The following is a 22882-nucleotide window of genomic DNA, read 5'->3' as shown; positions in this document are numbered from 1 at the left end:
ATCCTGCCTTTTTGCTAAAACGGACAACAGCGCCGGGACTCCCCGGCACTGTTGCTGTATGGATTAACAGGAGTGTAATCAAACTACGCTGATTTTGCACCTGTTCCGTGTTAGCGCGTCTTAATAACCAGACGATTGCTCTGTTTGACCTCTTCCATCACCACATACGTACGGGTGTCGTTCACGCCTGGCAGACGCAGCAGGGTTTCCCCCAGCAGCTTACGGTAGGCGGACATATCAGGCACACGGGTTTTCAACAGGTAGTCGAAATCACCGGACACCAGATGACACTCTTGAATTTCTTCAAGTTTTTGTACAGCGGCGTTAAATTGCTCAAACACATCCGGCGCACCACGATTCAGAGTAATCTCAACAAATACCAGAAGTGAGGCATCCAGATAATGCGGGTTCAGCAGAGCAGTATAGCCCTGAATGAAACCCTGTCTTTCCAGTCGGCGCACACGCTCAAGGCACGGCGTCGGGGAAAGTCCCACACGTTTTGAAAGCTCGACGTTGGAAATACGCCCATCCTTTTGCAATTCATTAAGAATGTTACGATCGATACGGTCGAGATCTTTGCCAGGGCGCTTCTTGCTATCTACCATTATTATTGTCTCTCTGTATTCCTTCCCTACTCCTGCCTGGACCCTGTGCACATCACTGTTCAGAGCCTGTACCCGTTAGTCATCACATCGCCTGGTTTTGTATTAGACGCGATGCGGATTCGGGTTCTGTTGGTAAGAAGACCGTTGCCCGAAGGCAGTCACCGACATCACGTATGGCGTCTGTCCACGCCATGCGTAGATTTCACTGACCCGGTAAAAATGGCATTTACGTGCATGCCTATGCGGCATACGGTTAACGCGGTTTTTTTTCTTCCTTGAATGTTTTCGCAAAAGCGCAGGGGATTGTCAAAGCAAAACATCGTTTTTTAGTACAACATGCCGGATATTCATTACGGCAGGGTATTAATCCTCATTTTATTGCCTTACAAACGACCGGTTTTCAGGCGAAAGCGTGATGTTATAGCGCCTCATTCATCGCTCGTGGCTATTACACAGATTGATATCAAAATTGCTGCGCTCTTTTTTTACGACAACAAATTCCCTACAATCCAGCCAAATGTCTGCCAACAACAATGGGGATCTCATGGGCACGGCCAAACACAGTAAGCTGCTAATCCTTGGTTCTGGACCTGCGGGATATACCGCAGCGGTCTATGCTGCACGCGCTAACCTGCACCCGGTACTCATCACCGGCATGGAAAAAGGCGGTCAGCTGACCACCACCACCGAAGTGGAAAACTGGCCAGGGGACCCGAACGACCTGACCGGGCCGCTGCTGATGGAACGTATGCACGAGCATGCCGCTAAATTCGAAACTGAAATTCTGTTCGACCACATCAATAAGGTCGATCTGCAGAACCGTCCGTTCCGCCTGACGGGCGACAGCGGCGAATACACCTGTGACGCGCTGATCATCGCCACCGGCGCCTCTGCCCGTTACCTCGGCCTGCCATCTGAAGAAGCGTTCAAAGGCCGCGGCGTCTCTGCCTGCGCAACCTGTGACGGTTTCTTCTACCGTAATCAGAAAGTCGCGGTCATCGGCGGCGGCAACACCGCAGTGGAAGAAGCGCTCTACCTGGCGAACATTGCCTCTGAAGTGCACTTGATCCACCGTCGCGAAACCTTCCGCGCGGAGAAGATCCTGATCAAACGTCTGAGGGATAAAGTGGCCAGCGGCAACATCGTGCTGCACACCAACCGTACCCTGGAAGAGGTGACGGGCGACCAGATGGGCGTTGCCGGTCTGCGTATTCGTGATACCCAGAACACTGATAACGTCGAAACGCTTGAAGTGGCGGGTCTTTTCGTGGCGATCGGTCACAGCCCGAACACCGCGATCTTCGACGGTCAGCTGGAGCTGGAAAACGGCTACATCAAAGTGCAGTCCGGCATTCACGGTAACGCGACCCAGACCAGCATCCCGGGCGTGTTCGCGGCTGGCGACGTAATGGACCATATTTATCGTCAGGCGATCACCTCTGCGGGCACAGGCTGTATGGCCGCGCTCGACGCTGAACGCTACCTCGATGGACTGGCTGAACAAGGTAAATAATCTTTACAAGTCAGTAACAAACGTAAATAAAGGCGGCGATAAGTCGCCTTTATTGTCTCCCCGTTGTAACATTGCGCTGCCCAATTTCTAATAACGTCACCTGCAAAGTACGCAATGGAAAAAACCCGTCAACAAGAGTTAACACGCTGGCTGAAACAGCAAAGCGTTATTTCCCGCCGCTGGCTTACGATTTCCCGTCTCCTGGGGTTCGTTAGCGGTCTGTTGATTGTTGCCCAGGCATGGCTGCTGGCCCGCATTCTTAATCACATGATCATGGAGAACATCCCGCGCGAAGCGCTGTTGCTGCCTTTTATTGTCCTGATCCTGATTTTTATCCTGCGCGCCTGGGTGGTGTGGCTGCGTGAGCGCGTCGGTTTTCACGCCGGTCAGCACATCCGCTACGAGATCCGCCGCCAGGTGCTCGATCGTCTTCAGGAAGCCGGGCCCGCGTGGATCCAGGGTAAACCTGCCGGTAGCTGGGCGACGCTGATCCTTGAGCAGATTGACGATATGCACGACTACTATGCGCGCTATCTGCCGCAGATGGCCCTTGCCGTCTTCGTTCCGCTGCTGATCGTGATCGCCATCTTCCCGGTGAACTGGATGGCTGCGCTGATTCTGATGGGCACCGCCCCGCTGATCCCGCTGTTTATGGCGCTGGTCGGCATGGGTGCAGCGGATGCCAACCGCCGTAACTTCCTGGCACTGGGTCGCCTGAGCGGTCATTTCCTCGATCGTCTTCGAGGCATGGAGACATTACGCATTTTTGGCCGCGGTGAAGCAGAAACCGAAAACATTCGCCAGGCATCGCAGGACTTCCGTCAGCGCACCATGGAAGTGTTACGCCTCGCCTTCTTATCTTCCGGCGTACTGGAATTCTTTACCTCACTGTCGATTGCCCTCGTGGCGGTCTATTTCGGCTTCTCCTATCTCGGCGCGCTGGATTTCGGCCATTACGGCACGGCGGTAACCCTTTCAGCCGGGTTCCTGGCGCTGATCCTGGCCCCGGAGTTTTTCCAGCCGCTCCGCGATCTGGGAACCTTCTATCACGCCAAAGCGCAGGCAGTTGGCGCAGCCGATAGTCTGAAAACGTTCCTGGAAACGCCGCTGGCACACCCGGAGCGGGGTGACGTGACGCTGAATGCTAAAGACCCCGTGACGATTGAAGCGCAGGACTTTTCTATTCTGTCACCCGAAGGCAAAGTGCTCGCGGGTCCGCTGAACTTTACCTTACCTGCCGGACAACGGGTGGTGCTCGTCGGCACCAGCGGTTCCGGTAAAAGTTCTCTGCTGAATGCGCTATCCGGCTTTATGACCTACACGGGTTCACTGCGGATCAACAAAACCGAACTGCGCAACCTCGATCCAGACGCCTGGCGTAAACAGCTCAGTTGGGTAGGACAAAACCCGCAGCTTCCAGCCTCAACGCTGCGTGAAAACGTTCTGCTGGCGCGCCCGGACGCGCGTGAAGATGAACTGCAGTCGGTGCTTGACCGCGCCTGGGTCAGCGAGTTTCTGCCCCTGCTCCCGCAAGGTGTAGATACCGTGGTCGGCGACCAGTCCGCCGGGCTGTCGGTCGGACAGGCGCAGCGCGTGGCCGTTGCCCGCGCGTTGTTGAATCCTTGTCAGCTGATGCTGCTGGATGAGCCCGCCGCCAGCCTGGATGCCCACAGCGAGCAGCGCGTAATGGAGGCCCTGAACGCCGCCTCCCGGCAGCAAACCACCCTGATGGTTACCCATCAGCTGGAGGGGATTGCCGACTGGGACCAGATCTGGGTCATGGAGAACGGCCGTATTGTTGAGCAAGGCGATTACGCCTCTCTCGTTGCCGCCCAGGGACCGTTTGCCGCCCTGCTGGCGAACCGTCAGGAGGACATCTGATGCGTGCTCTGCTGCCTTATCTTGCGCTCTATAAACGCCACAAATGGATGCTGACGCTGGGGATTGTACTGGCGATTGTCACGCTGCTCGCCAGCATTGGCCTGCTCACGCTTTCCGGCTGGTTCCTGTCGGCCTCGGCCGTCGCGGGCTTTGCCGGTTTATACAGCTTCAACTATATGCTCCCGGCTGCCGGCGTTCGCGGTACCGCCATCACCCGTACTGCCGGTCGCTATTTCGAACGCCTGGTCAGCCACGACGCCACTTTCCGCGTGCTGCAGCACCTGCGCATCTACACCTTCAGCAAACTGCTGCCCCTCTCCCCTGCCGGGCTGGCGCGTTTTCGTCAGGGTGAGTTACTTAACCGTGTCGTTGCGGATGTCGACACTCTGGATCACCTGTACCTGCGCGTGATTTCCCCGATCGTGGGCGCGTTTGTGGTGATTGTGGTGGTCACGCTGGGGCTGTCTGTTCTGGATGTTTCCGTTGCGCTGACGCTGGGCGGGATCATGCTGCTGACGCTCATCATTCTGCCGCCGCTGTTTTACCGCGCCGGGAAATCCACCGGGGAAAACCTGACGCGCCTGCGCGGGGACTACCGCCAGCAGCTCACCTCCTGGCTTCAGGGGCAGGCAGAGCTGACGATTTTTGGCGCCAGCAAGCGCTACCGTGCGCGGATGGAAAGTACGGAGCTTAACTGGCATGAGGCCCAGCGCCGCCAGTCGGAGCTGACAGCCTTCTCTCAGGCGCTGATGATGTTAATCGGCGGCGTGGCGGTGATTGCCATGCTGTGGCTGGCTTCCGGCGATGTCGGGGGGAATTCACAGCCGGGTCCTCTTATTGCCCTTTTCGTCTTCTGCGCGCTGGCGTCGTTTGAGGCGCTGGCCCCGGTAACGGGCGCCTTCCAGCATCTGGGCCAGGTGATCGCCTCTGCCCTGCGCATCACGCAGATTGCCGAGCAGGAGCCTGAAGTCACGTTCAGTGCCGGGCAGACCGCGGTACCAGAGCAGGTCGCGCTGACGCTTGAAGATGTCACCTTCGCCTATGACAAACAGGCGCAGAACGCGCTGGACGGTATTAACCTTTCTGTTAACGCAGGTCAGCGGATGGCGATCCTCGGCCGTACCGGCTGCGGTAAATCGACGCTGCTGCAGTTGCTGACCCGCGCCTGGGATCCGCAGCGCGGCCATATTCGTTTTAATAACACGTTGCTGACCGATTTCAGCGAGCAGGCCCTGCGCAAGACGGTGAGCGTCGTTCCGCAGCGCGTGCATCTGTTTAGCGCCACCCTGCGCGATAACCTGCTGCTGGCCGCGCCAGAGGCCTCTGATGATGCGCTTCGCGCCGTGCTGGAGCAGGTCGGGCTGCAAAAACTGCTTGAGGACAACGGGCTAAACAGCTGGCTGGGCGAAGGCGGCCGTCAGCTGTCCGGCGGTGAACTGCGCCGTCTGGCAATTGCGCGCGCGCTGCTGCACGATGCGCCGCTGATGCTGCTCGACGAACCCACCGAGGGGCTGGATGCCACCACCGAGAGCCAAATCCTTGATTTACTGGCAAATGTTATGACCGGCAAAACCGTGCTGATGGTCACTCACCGCCTGCGTGGACTGGCGAGTTTTGATCGGATAATTGTGATGGACAACGGACACATTATTGAGCAAGGTAGTCACGCAGAGCTGTTGGCGAAACAGGGTCGCTACTACCAGTTTAAACAGCGTCTGTAGACTATATTTGTAGCGTCCTTACTCGCGTACTGGAGTTTTGCTGTCATGCGCCTGGTCCAGCTTTCTCGTCATAACATCGCGTTCCCTTCTCCGGAAGGGGCGCTGCGTGAGCCCAACGGGCTGCTGGCCCTTGGTGGTGACCTCAGTCCCGCACGGCTTTTGATGGCGTACCAGCGCGGTATATTTCCCTGGTTTTCCCCCGGCGATCCGATTTTATGGTGGTCCCCCGATCCGCGTGCCGTGCTGTGGCCAGCGCAGTTTCACGCGAGCCGCAGCATGAAGCGTTTCCATGCGAAATCACCCTACCGCGTCACCCTCAATCACGCCTTTGGTCAGGTCATTGAAGGCTGCGCTGAAGACCGCTATGAAGGGACATGGATAACCCGCGATATCATTACCGCCTACCACCAGCTCCACGAGCTTGGCTATGCCCACTCCATCGAGGTGTGGGAAGGCGGAGCACTCGTCGGCGGCATGTACGGCGTGGCGCAAGGCACGCTATTTTGCGGCGAGTCGATGTTCACTCGTGCGGTTAACGCCTCGAAAACCGCACTGCTGGTCTTCTGCGAGGCGTTTGCCCAGCGCGGCGGACGCCTGATCGATTGTCAGGTGCTCAACGAGCACACGGCCTCGCTGGGTGCTGTTGAAATCCCGCGACGCCAGTATATCGAGCATCTGGACGTCAGCCGCCAGGAGAAGCTCCCGCGCGACTTCTGGATACCGAGAACGCTCTTTATGCCCAATGCCTAAATGTTTTCCGCATATTTTTTGTGAGGGTGTTATAATTATGCCGCAGAGTAGCTTCTGCCTGTTGCCCCGCCGCCGTTTGGGACCCTCGCTTCAGATAACGTCCTGACGTTTATCCTGTTGTCTCCCCTTTACGAATGCGCTTCCTGTTCGGTTGTACCGTGACGCTTGGGCAATGCGCCGAAACTGTTTTGCTGCGTTTTAATCGCGCAATTCTTTACTTAATTGATGAATTTCGGCATTATCTTGCCGGTTCAAAACTTGGTAGTGATACCCCAGAGGATTAGATGGCCAAAGAAGACAATATTGAAATGCAGGGTACCGTACTTGATACGTTGCCTAATACCATGTTTCGCGTAGAGCTGGAAAACGGTCACGTGGTAACTGCGCACATCTCCGGTAAAATGCGCAAAAACTACATCCGCATTTTGACGGGCGACAAAGTGACTGTTGAACTGACCCCGTACGACCTGAGCAAAGGCCGCATTGTCTTCCGTAGTCGCTAATTGTTTTCGCCTGTAATGGCAGATGAATATTAAATAAGGCCGGGATTTTCCCGGCCTTACTTTTTTGTGCTGCAGGCTATTATTTGAACAATTATTTTTGCCGTTCGATTCAGCGTCAGGGCTGTCTGTTCGACAGCAATGCCCTTTTAATGGCTGTGTCTTGCTAAGCTATCAGGCGTTTGCCACCTGATAACCTATATTTATCAAAGCATCAAGCTCGTCTTTTGCAAACAACCTTGCCCGGTAGCATTCACCAGGGAACTCTGGATAGCCATCCATCGAGCAAATCAGATCGTAGATTGTGGCAATAATATGGCCTGTTGCATCGCTGATCAAGAAAGAGCGTGCGTGGTTGGTGTAGATGCCATAGTAGTCACCATAATCTATTGCTGCCCCCATAAAATCAGTGACCTGAGGAACACGATCGGAGGGTAACTGGATAATGCTACCTGCCTGGGTTGCTGTATTGGCGACGAGATCAACAGCATAGAACATGACTCTCGAAGGATCGGTTTTGTAAGAATCAGTCGTTGAATCACGTGTAATATCTCGAGTAACCGCATTGCCTTCATTATCAACGCAGGAGCGATTATCAAAGAGCGAAAGAACAAATTTTCCTTCAGTCTCATTGCTTAACCCAGCAAAAGCGCTATTTTTAGTGACGAATACGGTATGAGCGCCATTTTCAAAACTCTCAATACCGGAAGTATCTATCTGCGTAACGCCCTGTCCTGCTGCGAAATTACTGTTAAATCCCCCGGTATTAATACTCCATAATATCTTGCCGTCGGCAGGAGAAATACCAAACGTCAGGCCTGCAGAACGAGTATGGACAACAATCGCTTCAGCATTTGCCTCGCCTGCGGGGATCCAGGAAAGCGAGTTAAGGTGAGCATCGTTTGTGGGGCTATTATTCAGGATCTGAGTATTATCAAATGCACGGGTATAATTTTTTGCCCACAGCATCACGCCTGTCTTTTCATCAAATTTTAAAATTGATGCGTCCTGTCTCATCGTGTTGGTCGAACGGTCCGGGTTATCATTACCAATCATGAAAAGATTATCGGCGGAATCCCAAATCAGATCGTGTGTGTTAGCATAGCGGTTACCATCGCGGTCACGTAAATCAAACTCCAGAATCTCGTTGCCCAAAATATCGATTTTGAAAAAGCGTCGCCCATACCAGTGTTCATCTTCATCACTGCCGATATAGAAATAACCATTATGCGTTTTTAGCATCTGATTACGGTAGGGCTGAGCATAATAGCAGCGAAGATCGCCGTTCCGGTCGTAGCCATCACAATTGGTAGTCATTAACCAACTGTTTCCCCATACGGTCGTGAAGTTAGCGGGATCAGTTTGCTCAATATCGATATGGAAAATCGTCCCATCGCGGTAGAGTTGTTGCTGTGTGCTTACCTGGATGGTTTGATTAAAAACTTCCACTCCGCTAAGGTTTTTAAAGATAACCTGCACATGGTTAAGGTAGTTTGCATACAGTCCAATAACCGGAATTTTTATCTCAGGTAAAGAGACAATGTCATTTGATGAATACGTAAAGTCTAAACTTGTCGTGCTAGTCGTTCTTCCCAGTACCGTATAGGAATATGTTATCGCCTCATCAATTATAAACTTCAGATAGACCGCAAGCTGGTTGTTAGCAGGGGCGAGTTCCATTCCAAGATAGGTAATTGCCATATTATTCACCTGTTGTTAATTATTACTGTGTAACTTCTTTTACTCGCATCTCATTCACCTGTTGGGGAATGATCTTATTTCCTTTCACCAGGTAATCAATAACCGCATCGGAAAGGTTATATCCACCTTTTACCTGTTTGTTCTGACCATCAATGAATGCAGTAAAGCCATCGCCACCAGGAGCAAGGAAACTATTTGTCGCTACGCGATAGGTTTCAGAGTCTACAATTGGCTTGCCATTAAGCGTAAATAGTACAACGCGTTGCCCGACAGGTTTATGTTGGTCGTAGCGCATCTCCAGTCCTTTCGACATCTGCAAAACACCGTTAGTGAGTGACGCACTATGCTCCATAAGATTTCGTAAGGATTTCCCATTCAAATCCATTACGGTAAGCTCATTTGGAAACGGGAACGCGCTAATAACATCGCCGAGGGTTATCGGACCGGCATTCAAATCAGCCCGCAGACCACCTGAATTAGTGAGCGCCAGTTGCGCATCAGGCGCAGCGGCAAGCATTGCATCGGTAAACAAATTGCCCAGCGAAGATGATTCCCCGTAGGCGCGCGTAAGCGTAACAGGCGTCTCTCCAACTTTTTGGCGAACCGTTTCGGAGAGCTTTTTATTCCAGCTATCAATAACACTCTGAGTTGCCGGATCGGGTTTCCATTCATCAGCGTAAAGGGTCTTAAGTTCGAAGCTTTTTATTTTGTTGTGATGTTTTTTTAGATCCACATCCAGGACCAGTTTACCAATATCAATCCCACCACTGTCAGTCGAAAGCACCAGCGTGTTACCTACTTTAAGCGGCTCCGGCGTTCCAACATGCGCATGTCCGGTAATCAGAATATCCAGTCCTTTCACCTGCTTCGCCGTCTGGATATCCTTATCAAGGGCGCGTTTGACATCAGTATTGCCGATACTGGACTGGCGTGCAGGGAAACCTTCATGCATGAGTGCAACGGTTATATCTACTTTTCCACGTAGTTCATCCAGATAACGCTGGAGATATTTCACCTCGTCACGCGCTTCAATGCCCTGACGCATTGACGATGAAACGGTATCATCGAAAGCGAATACGCCATGCAACCCAATGACCCCAATTTTAACGCCATCCTTTTCGATGATGGTATACGGCTTATTCCAGAAAAGGATATTACTATTTTTATAAAACACGTTACCTAACAGTATCGGGAATTTAGCCTGACTGAGCTGTATCAGCGTATTATCCCAACCATGGTCGAACTCATGATTGCCGACAGACGCAGCATCAAATGACATTGTATTCATAATATCTATGATTGCCCGCCCTTTTGTCAGGCTGCTAATGTATGGACCGGTAAAGTAATCTCCAGCATCGAAATAAAAAGTAGCCTTATTCTTTTTCTTTTCTTGCTTAACGTAAGTCGCAATATTTGCGAAGCCACCGACAGCTCTTTTACCTTCTGCAACATAAGGAAGTTTATAGGGCTCAACATGTGCATGCAGGTCATTGGTATAAATGACGGTAACGTCCTGCGCTGGACTTAGCGAAGCATATCCCGATAGTAATAAAACCGCGATTACTGTTTTTTTCATTTTTTAACTCTCGAATTAAAGAAAGAATTTCATTATCGATTAGCAAAAAACAGATTTTGTGAACCTTCTCACGACATATGAAAAAGGGAGACGCGAAAATTTACGACTAACAGAATCAGTTGGTGAAGCACATGGAATCCGCTCCAAAAATAGATCTCAATGTTTGTAAAAGCTGGTCATGTCCAAATCTCGGCATACCAGATGCGAGTGATTATGTTTTTCCTATTTATCGTCTGGGCTACGCTGCACTTGAATGTCAAAAATGTGGCAGTCTTCCTCCACTGTTTAATACAAAAGAATGTGACGAGTGGTTCAGTCAATTCATGCAACGAAAATTAGGAAATACAGGACAAGGTTGTCCCCGCTGTTTTACAGCGCACATCATTCGCTATGGATACACAAAAGCCAGAACACCCCGCTTTCAATGTTGCACCTGCCGTTATGTATTTACTCCACACTATGACAATGCTGTAGGCCTGAATAAAAATATCACCCTTCTTTCCCAGCTCGAACAAGGGGTGCACTCTGGTGAAACGACAAACCAAAGAGTCCTTGCGCAAGCGGTTAACGGTTTCGAACACGATCTGCATGTTTCACTCCCTGCGCTAACAAGGGTGTCAACGACCACAATGGTTATACCGTTTCAGGGTCATTCTGCGAGGCAGAAACTGTATGTTGTGATCAGTGCCGATGCTGACTCCGGCAAAATTATTCAAGTAACAACCAACTATTGCGACTGGAAGGCAGGTAATTCATTGCTCTATCAGGGTTCTAAGTCTTTCCCTTCTTCGATACTACCGTCGAGCGATACCGATCTTATTCGGGAGCAAGAGATGCAATTTCTTAAACGGAGCCAATTTGATGAAATTCAGTACGGTAGTGCCGAGCTTAAGCGAAACGACCGGGGAAGCATGGTCCGTCCTGTCATTACCATACACAGTCATTTCCAGAGATTAAAACGACGCTTCCCGGGTGTAACCGATCATTATCTCGCCCATGAGTGCGTTTTGCGCGGCGGGGCTATAACTGCCTGGTCAACAGAAGTCCGACTTGGGAAAACCGATCTTTGGTTTGTGTCTGAAAATATTGAAAACGCCAACCTCTCTGACAAAGCATTTTGCCTTACTGGTAGCTGGAAAATGGGATGGTGGAAAAATGTGTGGCAGCGTTGGGATAATGGCGAGATATGCAAGATGATTGGCCTGCTGACCGGACAGCAAAGTACAGCGGAACCCGCGTTGATTTCACTTGCATCCTGCACTGCATTTGCTGTCTGGCTGAAATCCCATCCATGGTCATTACAGTGTCATAACTTTGGGGCGCGGGTAGTGAGCCAGCATTTAGTGGGTCTTGGCTGTATTTACAACCAACAGATGAAGGAAAATTCAGGCCGTTAAGGGCTACATAACGCGAGCTGTACGGCAGCGAACTGAAAGCGAACTGCACTATTTTTTATTGTCATCAAAAGTTATTAACGTCTTCCTGTAACACCCACTTTTCCGAAGATTAATCCATTTGGCGTCAGAGGAACTCCGCCGACGCCTCGGATCGACGTCAGGAAATAATGTGAATTACCGTTTTTGCACTTTACGGTGCAACGACATCTGCGGCCATCGAATGCGTTATGTCATGCAGCAGTCCCGTCAGGTGCGGCAACATATCGCGGTCAAAATGCGATACCAGCAGTATGTGGTTTAACGCCCGACAGTAATCACACTGTGCTTCGGTGTCTTCAAGCAGCCACTCTTTTTGTCTCGGTTGTTCCGCGTCGTCCTCAAATTCCACCACCTGAAAATCACGCATTGATTCTGTGAGGCCGGCTTTCATTTCTTCCAGATACGCTCCCAGGCAGCGACAGACGGGCTGCGTTTGTGGGAGTGATGTGCAGTCGAGGAGGATTTCAGTGAGCAGTTTGCAGCGCTCTGCAAGGGTTGGGAGATCGGGGTTGAGGGAGAGTTCGGTGTAAAGCAGTGAAAGATTGTTATGTTCCATTTGATTTTGACTCCGTGTGAAATGATGAGATCTCCACCCGAACGCCAACTCAGGTGGCAGACTGAACCGGTTTGGCGTACCGACCCACACGGGAAAATCGGCGCTTCAAAAGAAGCCCCGGTTCAGCCCACCATAATTGAGTCTGCGGATTATATCGCTAGCTTTCAAAAGTGTGAACGAACCTGATGATAGTTGACGTATCAACATCATTTCTCGTGTGTAATCAGGACGCCAATCCTGACACCTGATTTTGCAGGTGCGCCGCCATTTTATTACTGTAGATTTATCCAGCAACTGACTTCGAAAGAAACTGGAAAGCGCCTCGCAAAATTCCTCTGCGGCCTGATGCCCTCACCCCCGCCCTCTCCCACAGGGAGAGGGAGAAAACACTAAAAACGACAACACTGTTGTCGTTTTGCTTTTACCTTGGCAGGCATAAAAAAACCGGGCAAATGCCCGGTTTTTTACATTAACGTTTAACTCAGTGAGCCGCTTCCGGCTTGTGCTTCGCCGCACTCTGGAAATCATACGTCAGTTCGTTCTTCGCCTGGTCCAGCGCCACGGTCACCTGACCGCCGTCCACCAGCGAGCCAAACAGCAGCTCGTTCGCCAGCGGTTTCTTCAGGTTGTCCTGAATCACGCGCGCCATCGGACGGGCACCCATCGCACGGTCGTAGCCTTTCTCGGCCAGCCAGTTGCGGGCCTCCTGGCTCACTTCCAGCGACACGCCTTTCTGATCCAGCTGAACCTGCAGCTCGACGATGAACTTGTCCACAACCTGATGGATCACCTCGGTAGACAGGTGATCGAACCAGATAATGTTGTCCAGACGGTTACGGAACTCCGGCGTGAAGATCTTCTTGATCTCCTCCATCGCATCGGTGCTGTTATCCTGGTGGATCAGGCCGATGGATTTACGCTCGGTTTCACGCACCCCGGCGTTGGTGGTCATCACCAGCACCACGTTGCGGAAGTCCGCCTTGCGCCCGTTGTTGTCGGTCAGCGTCCCGTTGTCCATCACCTGCAGCAGGATGTTGAACACGTCCGGGTGCGCTTTCTCGATTTCATCGAGCAGCAGTACCGCGTGCGGATGCTTGATCACCGCGTCGGTGAGCAGGCCGCCCTGGTCAAAGCCCACGTAGCCCGGAGGCGCACCAATCAAACGGCTGACGGTGTGACGCTCCATATACTCGGACATATCAAAGCGCAGCAGCTCAATGCCCAGCGCTTTGGAGAGCTGAACCGTCACCTCGGTTTTCCCTACGCCGGTCGGGCCAGCGAACAGGAAGGAACCGACAGGCTTGTGGTCATGCCCCAGCCCGGCGCGGGCCATCTTGATCGCTTCGGTTAAGGCCTCAATGGCTTTATCCTGACCAAAGACCAGCATTTTCAGGCGATTGCCGAGGGTGCGCAGCGTGTCGCGGTCGCTCTGAGAAACGCTCTTCTCAGGGATACGCGCGATGCGGGCCACCACGGACTCAATATCCGCCACGTTAACGGTTTTCTTACGCTTGCTGGCCGGCATCAGGCGTGCACGCGCGCCTGCCTCGTCAATCACGTCAATCGCCTTATCCGGCAGATGACGGTCGTTGATGTATTTCACCGCCAGCTCCACCGCCGCACGGACCGCTTTCGCGGTGTAACGCACGTCGTGGTGCGCTTCGTACTTCGGCTTCAGGCCGTTGATGATCTGCACCGTCTCCTCAACGGACGGCTCGGTCACGTCGATTTTCTGGAAGCGACGCGCCAGCGCACGGTCTTTCTCAAAGATGTTGCTGAACTCCTGGTAGGTCGTGGAGCCAATCACGCGGATCTTGCCGCTGGAGAGCAGCGGTTTGATCAGGTTCGCGGCATCCACCTGGCCACCGGAGGCCGCACCTGCGCCGATGATGGTGTGGATCTCATCGATAAACAGGATGCTGTTGGTGTCCTGCTCCAGCTGTTTCAACAGCGCCTTGAAGCGTTTTTCAAAATCACCGCGGTATTTGGTGCCCGCCAGCAGCGAGCCGATATCCAGCGAGTAGATGGTGCAGTCGGCAATCACTTCCGGCACGTCGCCCTGCACAATGCGCCAGGCAAGCCCTTCGGCAATCGCGGTTTTACCCACGCCTGACTCACCCACCAGCAGCGGGTTGTTCTTGCGGCGACGGCACAGCACCTGGATCGCGCGCTCCAGCTCTTTATCGCGACCAATCAGCGGGTCGATACCGCCAACGCGAGCAAGCTGGTTAAGATTGGTGGTGAAGTTTTCCATACGATCCTCCCCGCCTGCTTGCTCTTCATTGTTATTGACCTGATTGCTGGAATCCGATGCCTGGTTAGGCTCGTCTTTGCGCGTTCCGTGAGAAATAAAGTTAACCACGTCGAGGCGGCTGACTTCGTGTTTGCGCAGCAGGTAGGCAGCCTGTGACTCCTGCTCGCTGAAGATGGCGACTAAGACGTTTGCGCCAGTCACTTCGCTACGCCCGGAAGACTGGACGTGGAATACCGCGCGCTGCAGCACGCGCTGGAAGCTGAGCGTCGGCTGCGTGTCGCGCTCTTCTTCACTGGCTGGCAGCACCGGTGTGGTTTGTTCTATGAAGGCTTCGAGTTCCTGACGTAGCGCCACCAGATCCACGGAGCAGGCTTCCAGCGCTTCGCGGGCAGATGGGTTGCTAAGCAGTGCGAGCAGTAAATGCTCGACGGTCATAAACTCATGTCGGTGCTCACGCGCTCTGGCGAAAGCCATGTTTAAACTGAGTTCCAGTTCTTGATTGAGCATAGGCACCTCCCCCAATTTTATGCCTTATCAGGCCTTTTCCAGCGTACACAGCAACGGATGCTCGTTCTCCCTCGCATAGTCGTTCACCATCGCCACTTTGGTTTCCGCCACTTCGGCTGTGAAGATGCCGCAGATAGCTTTGCCACGATAATGAACGGTAAGCATCAGTTGCGTTGCACGTTCTACATCATAAGAAAAGAACTTTTGTAGCACGTCAATAACAAATTCCATCGGCGTGTAATCATCGTTCATTAACATAACTTTATACATAGATGGCGGTTTTAGCGCGTCGCGCACTTTGTCTTCCGCCAGCTGGTCGAAATCCAGCCAATCGTTGGTCTTACCCATTATGCATAACCACTTTGAATCTACCTCAGATGTTAGATAACAATCATCTATTACTGTCATCCGCGATGTCTGTCACAAACTGTTGCAATAGCGTTAACTGCTTCAAACTTTGGTTGATTATTGTCCCATCTCCAGCGCCAAACGCTTGACGACTTCTTTCGTTTCTCTAAATTGTACAAGCGTGAGATGGCGAGGTTTTGAACAGCCCCCACTCCACCACCGGTTCATTCCATCTTAACTTATAAGATTTACGAAGGATGTCGAAGCATGGAAATGGGTACTGTTAAGTGGTTCAACAACGCCAAAGGGTTTGGCTTCATCTGCCCCGAAGGCGGCGGCGAGGATATCTTCGCTCACTATTCCACCATTCAGATGGATGGTTACAGAACGCTCAAAGCCGGGCAGTCCGTCCGGTTCGATGTACATCAGGGACCAAAAGGCAATCATGCCAGCCTAATCGTACCCGTTGAAGCAGAGACGGTTGCATAGCTCTCTGTTTTATTGTGTACATCCCGCAGTCAAAATGCCAGCCCGATCGGCTGGCATTTTTATTTTCGGGTTATTCCCGAGCCAGCGCCTCCACCGGATCCAGCCGCGCCGCGTTGCGGGCGGGCAACCAGCCAAACAAAATGCCGGTAAAGGTCGAACACAAAAATGCGGTAATAATGGCAACCGGCGAGAAGCCAATCTCCCAGCCGGGTAAAAAGAGCTGAAGCGCAAACGCGATCATCATCGAGAGCGCAATACCCATCGCCCCGCCAACCAGACACACCAGCACCGCTTCAATCAAAAACTGCTGCAGCACGTCGCTGGCCCGGGCGCCGACCGCCATGCGAATGCCGATCTCCCGGGTACGTTCGGTTACCGACACCAGCATGATATTCATCACCCCGATGCCGCCGACGACCAGCGAAATCACCGCCACCAGCGTGAGGAACAGCTGAAGAGTACGTGTGGTCTTTTCCGCCGTTTTCAAGAGGCCGTCCATATTCCAGGTGAAGAAATCTTTCTTCCCGTGGCGCAGGGTTAACAGCCGCTCAAGCTGCTGTTCGGCCAGCGCGCTGTCGTAGCCCTCCTTCACGCGTACGGTGATGGAGTTGAGCCATGACTGCCCCATAATCCGCCCTGAGATGGTGGTGTAGGGCAGCCAGACGCGCAGGATCTTACTGCTGCCAAACATCGACTGCTTCTCTTCCGCCACGCCGATGACCGTGGCAGGCATGTTGCCGACCAGAATCACTTCGCCCACCACGTTGGCTTTGTTTGGGAAAAGCTGCCTGCGCGAGTTCGCGTCCAGCACCACCACCTGCGCCCTGCCCGCCAGCTGCTCGGCGTTGAAGGTGGCACCTTCGCTGAAGGTCATGCCGTAGACGTTGAAATAGTCTCCGCTGACGCCGTTAGCGCTGGCGGCCACGTCAACGTTGCCCACGCGCAGACGCAGGTTCTGCGAAACCGCAGGCGTGGCGGAGTTCACCCACGGCTGCTTCTGAATCGCCGCCAGATCGTCGTATTTCAGCGCCTGCTGATACTGCGGCTCGTCGTCGCCAAAGTCTTTGCCGGGATAGACGTCAATGGTATTGGTGCCGATGGCGCGGATATCGGCCAGCACCAGCTGCTTCGCCGCGTCGCCCACCACCACAATCGACACCACCGAGGCGATCCCGATAATGATGCCGAGCATCGTCAACAGGGTACGCATTTTATTGGCCGCCATCGCCAGCCAGGCCATGGTCAGCGCCTCGCGAAAGCCGCTGGAGAACTGCCCCCAGCCTGTTGATGCCGGCAGCGCTTCTTTCGGCGCCGCTGCCCTGGACTCACGCGGCGGCGGATTGCTGACCAGCTCGCCGTCGTGGATCTCAATAATGCGTTCCGCCTGCGCCGCCACCTGCGGATCGTGGGTAACAATGATGACAGTGTGGCCCTGATCGCGAAGCTGGTGAAGGATCGCCATCACCTCTTCGCCGGAATGGCTGTCAAGTGCCCCGGTCGGTTCATCCGCGAGGATCACCTGCCCGCCGTTCATCAGCGCACGGGCAATACTCACGCGCTGCTGCTGGCCGCCGGACAGCTGCGAGGGCTGGTACTCCACCCGCTCCGCCAGCCCCAGACGCGTCAGCAGCATCTGCGCGCGCTCAAGTCGCTTTTTCCGCTCGACGCCCGCATACACCGCAGGCACTTCCACGTTCTGCGCCGCATTCAGGTGAGAAAGCAAATGGTAACGCTGGAAGATAAAGCCGAAATGTTCCCGGCGCAGCTTCGCCAGCGCATCGCCGCCCAGCGTGGAGACATCCGTCCCGGCCACGCGATAGGTACCGCTGGTCGGTTTATCCAGACAGCCGAGAATGTTCATCAGCGTCGATTTACCGGAACCCGATGCCCCGACAATCGCCACCATCTCGCCCGCTTCCACGCGCAGGGAGATGCCCTTCAGCACCTCCACCGGACCGTCGCCTGACGGATAGCTGCGACGAATGTTATTCAGCTCAAGCAGCGCCGTCATTTAGCGGCTCCGGGCAGGCTTTCGCTGACAACAACCTCCTCGCCCTCTTCCAGAGCTTTCACCACCACCACGTCGGTGTCGTTGCGCGCGCCGATCACGACCTCGCGCTCGCGCGTTTCGCCGTTGCGCAGCACTTTCACTTTATAACGGCTCTCCCCGGCGGACTCGCCGAGCGCAGAGAGCGGAATGGTCAGCACGTTCTTCACGCCGGTCAGCTGGATATGCACTTGTGCGGTCATGTCCAGACGCAGCACGCCCTGCGGGTTTGGCACCTCAAAGCGGGCATAGTAGAAGATAGCGTCGTTAACTTTTTCCGGCGTCGGCAGAATGTCTTTCAGCACGCCTTCGTAGCGCGTCTGCGGGTCGCCAAGCACCGTAAACCAGGCGTTTTGTCCGGGCTTAAGATGGATAACATCCGCCTCTGAGACCTGGGCTTTGACCAGCATGGTGCTCATGTCAGCCAGCGTCAGAATGTTTGGCGCCTGCTGCGCGGCAATCACCGTCTGGCCCTGCAGCGTGGTGATCTGGGTGACTTCGCCCGCCATCGGCGCGACGATTTTGGTGTAGTCGAGGTTGGTTTTTGCCGTATCCAGCGAGGCCTGATTGCGTTTGATTTGCGCGTCAATCGTGCCAATCTGCGCCTGTTTCACCGCCAGTTCTGTGGTGGCAGTATCTAAATCCTGTTTCGAAATAGCCTGGGTTTTGGCCAGCGCCTGCTGACGGGTCAGCGTTACCTGAGCCAGGTTACGTTCTGCCAGCGCCTGCGCACGCTGCGCGCGCAGCTCCATCAGCGTGGCTTCCACCTCGCGGATCTGGTTCTCAGCCTGCTCAGGATCGATAACGCCGAGCAGCTGGCCTTTTTTCACCTTGTCGCCAATCTCAACCGACAGCGTTTTCAGCTGGCCGCTGACCTGAGCGCCGACGTCAACCTTGCGCAGCGCGTCAAGCTTGCCCGTCGCGAGGACGTTTTGCTGCAGTTCGCCCGGGCGAACGATCAGCGTCTGATACTGCGGCACCGGCGCATTCAGCACCTGCCATAGCCAGTACCCACCGGCTAAAACCGCGACCGCCAGCAGCAGAAACAGCGTTCTGCGTTTTCCCTTGAGGTTCATAAATATTCCAAATAAATGTTCTGGCAATTATAAATGTTGATTCTATCTAAACGACTCCTCAACGAAACCCCTGTTCTCCGAAATCGCCCTAATTTGTTTACGAGACGTTGACATTTCCCCTGTTGAAATAGCGATATTCCAAAAGGATCAGGATCTACCATGTCTTCTATCGTCGATACATCACTTTCAAACCTGCCGCAGCCAAAAACCGGCTGGCAGCTCTTCAAAAACCTGGCTTTTGGTGAGATCGCACCCGGGCTGGCATGGGAAAAAACCGCCTACCGACGTAAGTTCATGCTGCGTTCACTGGCGACACCGCTCAGCACCGCTCGCCTGCTGTCTGATCTTGCGAAACATCCGCACCTGATGCAAATGCTCCAGGTTCAGCCGGGGCTGCCGTGTCGCCTTCATCGTCCGTGGCTGACGGTCAATATGGATCGACAGCGTGCGCTGGAATCGCTGTCCTGGCACTATCAGATGATGTGCCGCCAGCTGCCGGCAACGCTGACAAAGGGTTATCTTTCAAAGCAGGGCGTGACTCTGCTGACCTTAACCGGAAAAGATGAACAGCAATTTACCGTCCGCCTGTGTGCCGACGCGTTTATGGATAAAGAGGGAGAAGCTACCCTCGTTTTCTGTGACAGTCAAAATACGGCGCTGGCGGAGATGACCTTTACGCTATGCCAGTTTGAGGGAAAATCAACGCTGTTCATTGGCGGTTTGCAGGGCGCAAAAGCGCATGTTCCCCACGAGCTGATCCAGGGTGCGACGAAAGCCTGCCACGGTCTGTTCCCGAAACGTCTGCTGGTCGAGGCCGCAATGACGCTCGGCGCCGCGTTCCCGGTAGAGCAAATAGTCGCCGTCAGTAACGATACCCACATTTATCGCAGCTGGCGCTACCGCAAGAAAAAAGAGGGGAAACTGCTGGCCGATTACGACAGTTTCTGGAGCTCCATCGGCGGTGAAAAGCAGGATAACGGTAATTTTATGCTGCCGCTCGTCATGCCGCGTAAACCGATGGAAGAGATCGCCAGCAAAAAACGCTCCGAATATCGCCGCCGCTACGCGCTGCTGGATAGCCTGATTCAGCAGATGAAACAGGCGACCCAACGCTAATCCGCTTTCCCGCGTGCCAGCCACAGCACGCGGGAGAACATCTTCCGCAGCAGGGTCGGTACCGCCTCCACGCCCCGCCTGCCCGCTTCCGTCGCCACTTCAATGGCTAAATCCGGTTTTGACGAACGGTGAATGGCTTTGGCGATCACCCGCCGCATGTTCATCGGGACATCGACCGGTACCATGGCAATGCGGTGGAAGACGTCGTCGAACCCCTGACGATACATAAAGTGTTCCATGTCCATCGCGGGGAGCATGGTTAAATGGTCCCGCTCTTCCTCGCGCTCGTTATTCAGCAGGCTCCGCACGGTCAAGGCATATTTTTTACCCGCCTCATCACCGTCTACCAGCACGTGCCACTCGATCCCCATCCGGCGGGCGAATTTTATCAGCGGCTTTAATCCCGACTGCGCGAATTCAATCACCTTAATGCCTTCCGCATCAAAATGGTGGCCGCACTGGCGCGCCAGCTCGTTGATGACCCAGGTTTCCGTTTCCCCCTCCACCAGCAGCCAGCAGCGGGCAAAGAGCGACGACGCCCGGTTAAAGCGAATATGAAACGCGATGCGCCGCCCGTCTTCCGCATTCAAACCGCCCGGCCCAAGCCGGAAAGCGGAGACGCGGGAGGATTCACGCACCAGGCGACAGACGTGTTCTACCGGCGTCAGCGATAATAACTCTCCGGAATTGGTGGTCGTAATGCGCTGGAGCGGCAGCAGGTTCAGCAGATGCCATGCCACGGAGAGCATGATGGGATGCAGGCGCGTTTCCGGGTCTTCCACCAGCAGCAGCGGCCGGGCGTCCCGGTCAAGACGAACGGTGCCTTTGGCCTGCAGAAGCGTTGAAAACAGCCCCAGCAGAATCACCCGATGGGTACGGCCGCCGGGCCGGTCGATCATCCGGTTGATGATGTCGAGATAACGCCAGCTTCGCTGCTCATCATGAGAGCGGCGGCGCATCAGACGGTGGCGCGACTCCGACGTTCCCTGCTCGGAAAAATAGTGCTCAAGGAGCTGTACCATCGCGGACAGCCCCTGACGGATTTGTCCGTCGGTCAGATTCTGCGGGCGCGACACCAGCTCTCTGGCCAGAAAATCCAGCTCGCGGGCGGTGACTTCCACTTCCGGCATATTGGGTACGGTTCCGTTACGAATACGCCGCATAAAGCGCGCATCGCGCAGGCGTAACACCGGCGTCAGGCGGATCAGGTGACGGGCCAGATCGTCGATATTGTCCAGCGGGATCGGGTTGGCTTTCTCATCGAGAAAATCACGCAGGGTGAGTACTCCCTCGTTCTCCGCCATCTCGCCTTCCAGCCGATAGAAAATCCGGTGGAAACCGTCATCGCACGGCACCCAGCAGGGTGACAGCGGGCGGAAGCGACGCACGCGATGACGTCCGGGCTCGGATTCGCGGAACGTCAGGATGATATGCAGGTGCTTCTCGCGCCCCGTTACGTCGCCGGGCGGGAACCAGAAATCGTCGCGGACGAAGTGATACAGATCGTCTTCGGGCGAAAGCAGTAGCGTCAATGCATCCAGCAGGCTGGACTTACCCCACGCGTTCTCGCCGATCAGGACGTTGTTCTGCTCCAGCTGCAGCGACAGGCGGTTAATACCGCGAAACCCGACAATTTCCACACGTTCGAGAAGCATAAATCCCCCGCGATATGATCACTTTTTCCTTCAAGTAATCAGCAGTATAGCGGGATGCAGACGGGCTTGACACTGCAATCCGCCTTCATAACCTGGCGGAAGCACGAAAAATTCAGAATTTATCCATCAGGTTTCATTTGAAATAACCCACATCTCACAAGATACTACCGCCCGCAAATTGGTCTATGCTCTATTTACCGCTGATTTGAACAAGGATTGACATCACATTGCCTTAAATCAAATTAATCGAATTTATTTAAGTGGCGAAGGGGTGTTGTTGGTTTTTAAAATACGGGCTCTTTGAGTCGTCATCCCTTTATGGCGATATATCCCGCGCGCGGGAAAGCGTGCGGAAAATTATTTGAGGTGGTTATGTTTAGAAAATTGGCAGCAGAATGCTTTGGTACATTCTGGCTGGTATTTGGTGGCTGCGGTAGCGCCGTTCTGGCAGCAGCATTCCCGGAATTAGGTATCGGTTTTGTCGGCGTCGCGCTGGCGTTTGGTTTAACCGTATTAACCATGGCATTTGCCGTGGGACATATTTCCGGCGGTCATTTTAACCCGGCAGTGACGTTAGGTTTATGGGCGGGCGGCCGTTTCCCGGCGAAAGACGTAATTGGCTACATTGTGGCGCAGGTAGTTGGCGGTATTATTGCGGCGGGCGTTCTGTACGTGATTGCCAGCGGTAAAGCCGGCTTCGACGCGGCGGCCAGCGGCTTTGCCTCTAACGGCTTCGGCGAACACTCTCCTGGCGGTTACTCCATGCTGTCTGCCATCGTGATCGAAATCGTGCTTACCGCCGGCTTCCTGCTGGTGATCCACGGCGCAACGGACAAACACGCCCCGGCCGGTTTTGCTCCAATTGCCATTGGTCTGGCGCTGACGCTTATCCACCTGATTTCTATTCCGGTCACCAACACCTCCGTTAACCCGGCACGCAGTACCGCCGTCGCCATCTTCCAGGGCGGCTGGGCGCTTGAGCAGCTGTGGCTGTTCTGGGTGATGCCAGTTATCGGCGGTATTCTGGGTGGCGTGCTGTATCGCACCCTGCTGGAAAAACGCGATTAATCTTTCCTCTCTCTCCCCGTGGGAGAGGTCCGGGGTGAGGGCTTCAGGCCGCACACCCCACGTAGACACAAGCCGGGTAAAGC

At 54.1% G+C, this 22882-nt stretch carries 18 protein-coding genes; 9 read left to right on the top strand and 9 right to left on the bottom strand.

The genetic code is table 11. The features are described 5' to 3' along the window. Positions 1 to 110: 110 nt before the first annotated feature. Entirely contained in the window at positions 111 to 605 is a 495-nt protein-coding gene (gene lrp, locus HB664_RS10445; protein ID WP_000228469.1) for a leucine-responsive transcriptional regulator Lrp, read from the bottom strand. Between the two features lie 544 nt (positions 606 to 1149). Here lrp and trxB point away from each other — a divergent pair. The 5 genes from trxB to infA all read left to right on the top strand — a co-directional run bounded on the left by trxB (position 1150) and on the right by infA (position 6973). Continuing rightward, entirely contained in the window at positions 1150 to 2118 is a 969-nt protein-coding gene (gene trxB, locus HB664_RS10440; RefSeq protein ID WP_219940764.1) for a thioredoxin-disulfide reductase, read from the top strand. 114 nt (positions 2119 to 2232) lie between these two features. Next, positions 2233 to 3999 carry a cysteine/glutathione ABC transporter permease/ATP-binding protein CydD gene (gene cydD, locus HB664_RS10435; RefSeq protein ID WP_033145082.1) on the top strand — a complete coding sequence of 589 codons (1767 nt, stop codon included), beginning with the start codon at positions 2233 to 2235 and terminating at the stop codon, positions 3997 to 3999. Next, entirely contained in the window at positions 3999 to 5720 is a 1722-nt protein-coding gene (cydC, locus tag HB664_RS10430) for a cysteine/glutathione ABC transporter ATP-binding protein/permease CydC (protein WP_219940763.1), read from the top strand. The genes cydD and cydC overlap by 1 nt, the downstream gene beginning before the upstream one ends. A 45-nt stretch (positions 5721 to 5765) precedes the next feature. Next, complete coding sequence (gene aat, locus HB664_RS10425) at positions 5766 to 6470, top strand: leucyl/phenylalanyl-tRNA--protein transferase (RefSeq protein WP_182383244.1); 705 nt, start codon at positions 5766 to 5768, stop codon at positions 6468 to 6470. Between the two features lie 284 nt (positions 6471 to 6754). Further along, positions 6755 to 6973, top strand: a complete 219-nt coding sequence (gene infA, locus HB664_RS10420) for a translation initiation factor IF-1 (RefSeq protein WP_002211347.1) — start codon at positions 6755 to 6757, stop codon at positions 6971 to 6973. A gap of 171 nt (positions 6974 to 7144) precedes the next feature. Here the strand turns inward: infA and HB664_RS10415 are convergent, their stop codons facing one another. Both HB664_RS10415 and HB664_RS10410 read right to left on the bottom strand, forming a co-directional pair. Continuing rightward, positions 7145 to 8671, bottom strand: coding sequence for an aryl-sulfate sulfotransferase (locus HB664_RS10415; RefSeq protein WP_219940762.1), 1527 nt, complete (start codon positions 8669 to 8671; stop codon positions 7145 to 7147). 22 nt (positions 8672 to 8693) lie between these two features. Beyond that, positions 8694 to 10247, bottom strand: a complete 1554-nt coding sequence (locus HB664_RS10410; RefSeq protein ID WP_219940761.1) for a bifunctional UDP-sugar hydrolase/5'-nucleotidase — start codon at positions 10245 to 10247, stop codon at positions 8694 to 8696. A 122-nt stretch (positions 10248 to 10369) separates the two neighbouring features. Between HB664_RS10410 and HB664_RS10405 the strand changes: the two genes are divergently transcribed. Next, positions 10370 to 11644 carry a hypothetical protein gene (locus tag HB664_RS10405; RefSeq protein ID WP_219940760.1) on the top strand — a complete coding sequence of 425 codons (1275 nt, stop codon included), beginning with the start codon at positions 10370 to 10372 and terminating at the stop codon, positions 11642 to 11644. 190 nt (positions 11645 to 11834) lie between these two features. On the opposite strand, the gene HB664_RS10400 is transcribed toward HB664_RS10405, so the two are convergent. The 3 genes from HB664_RS10400 to clpS form a co-directional block, all read right to left on the bottom strand. Next, a complete protein-coding gene (locus tag HB664_RS10400) occupies positions 11835 to 12239 on the bottom strand; it encodes a hypothetical protein (protein WP_219940759.1) in 405 nt (134 codons plus the stop codon). A gap of 481 nt (positions 12240 to 12720) precedes the next feature. Beyond that, positions 12721 to 15000, bottom strand: a complete 2280-nt coding sequence (gene clpA / locus HB664_RS10395; RefSeq protein WP_008499992.1) for an ATP-dependent Clp protease ATP-binding subunit ClpA — start codon at positions 14998 to 15000, stop codon at positions 12721 to 12723. A gap of 27 nt (positions 15001 to 15027) precedes the next feature. Continuing rightward, positions 15028 to 15348 (bottom strand): ATP-dependent Clp protease adapter ClpS, encoded by a 321-nt coding sequence (gene clpS / locus HB664_RS10390; RefSeq protein WP_006174393.1) that lies wholly within the window; start codon positions 15346 to 15348, stop codon positions 15028 to 15030. 267 nt (positions 15349 to 15615) lie between these two features. Between clpS and cspD the strand changes: the two genes are divergently transcribed. Next, positions 15616 to 15837, top strand: a complete 222-nt coding sequence (gene cspD, locus HB664_RS10385; protein ID WP_006809408.1) for a cold shock-like protein CspD — start codon at positions 15616 to 15618, stop codon at positions 15835 to 15837. 70 nt (positions 15838 to 15907) lie between these two features. On the opposite strand, the gene macB is transcribed toward cspD, so the two are convergent. Together macB and macA are read right to left on the bottom strand one after the other, a co-directional pair. After that, entirely contained in the window at positions 15908 to 17848 is a 1941-nt protein-coding gene (macB, locus tag HB664_RS10380) for a macrolide ABC transporter ATP-binding protein/permease MacB (RefSeq protein WP_219940758.1), read from the bottom strand. Continuing rightward, positions 17845 to 18960 carry a macrolide transporter subunit MacA gene (gene macA, locus HB664_RS10375; protein ID WP_219940757.1) on the bottom strand — a complete coding sequence of 372 codons (1116 nt, stop codon included), beginning with the start codon at positions 18958 to 18960 and terminating at the stop codon, positions 17845 to 17847. Before macA ends, macB begins: the two co-directional genes overlap by 4 nt. 159 nt (positions 18961 to 19119) lie before the next feature. Between macA and HB664_RS10370 the strand changes: the two genes are divergently transcribed. Beyond that, positions 19120 to 20076, top strand: a complete 957-nt coding sequence (locus HB664_RS10370) for a VirK/YbjX family protein (RefSeq protein ID WP_219940756.1) — start codon at positions 19120 to 19122, stop codon at positions 20074 to 20076. On the opposite strand, the gene HB664_RS10365 is transcribed toward HB664_RS10370, so the two are convergent. Further along, positions 20073 to 21731, bottom strand: coding sequence for an ATP-dependent endonuclease (locus HB664_RS10365; RefSeq protein ID WP_219940755.1), 1659 nt, complete (start codon positions 21729 to 21731; stop codon positions 20073 to 20075). The two genes, HB664_RS10370 and HB664_RS10365, sit on opposite strands and share 4 nt — an antisense overlap. A 372-nt stretch (positions 21732 to 22103) precedes the next feature. Here HB664_RS10365 and aqpZ point away from each other — a divergent pair, with 372 nt between their 5' ends. Next, positions 22104 to 22799 carry an aquaporin Z gene (aqpZ, locus tag HB664_RS10360; protein ID WP_033145073.1) on the top strand — a complete coding sequence of 232 codons (696 nt, stop codon included), beginning with the start codon at positions 22104 to 22106 and terminating at the stop codon, positions 22797 to 22799. Positions 22800 to 22882 lie beyond the last annotated feature (83 nt).

Source organism: Enterobacter sp. DNB-S2, from assembly GCF_019443845.1.
Taxonomy (GTDB): domain Bacteria; phylum Pseudomonadota; class Gammaproteobacteria; order Enterobacterales; family Enterobacteriaceae; genus Enterobacter; species Enterobacter asburiae_B.
Note: the sequence above shows the minus strand (reverse complement) of the source record. Positions and strands in the feature narration are given on the sequence as shown.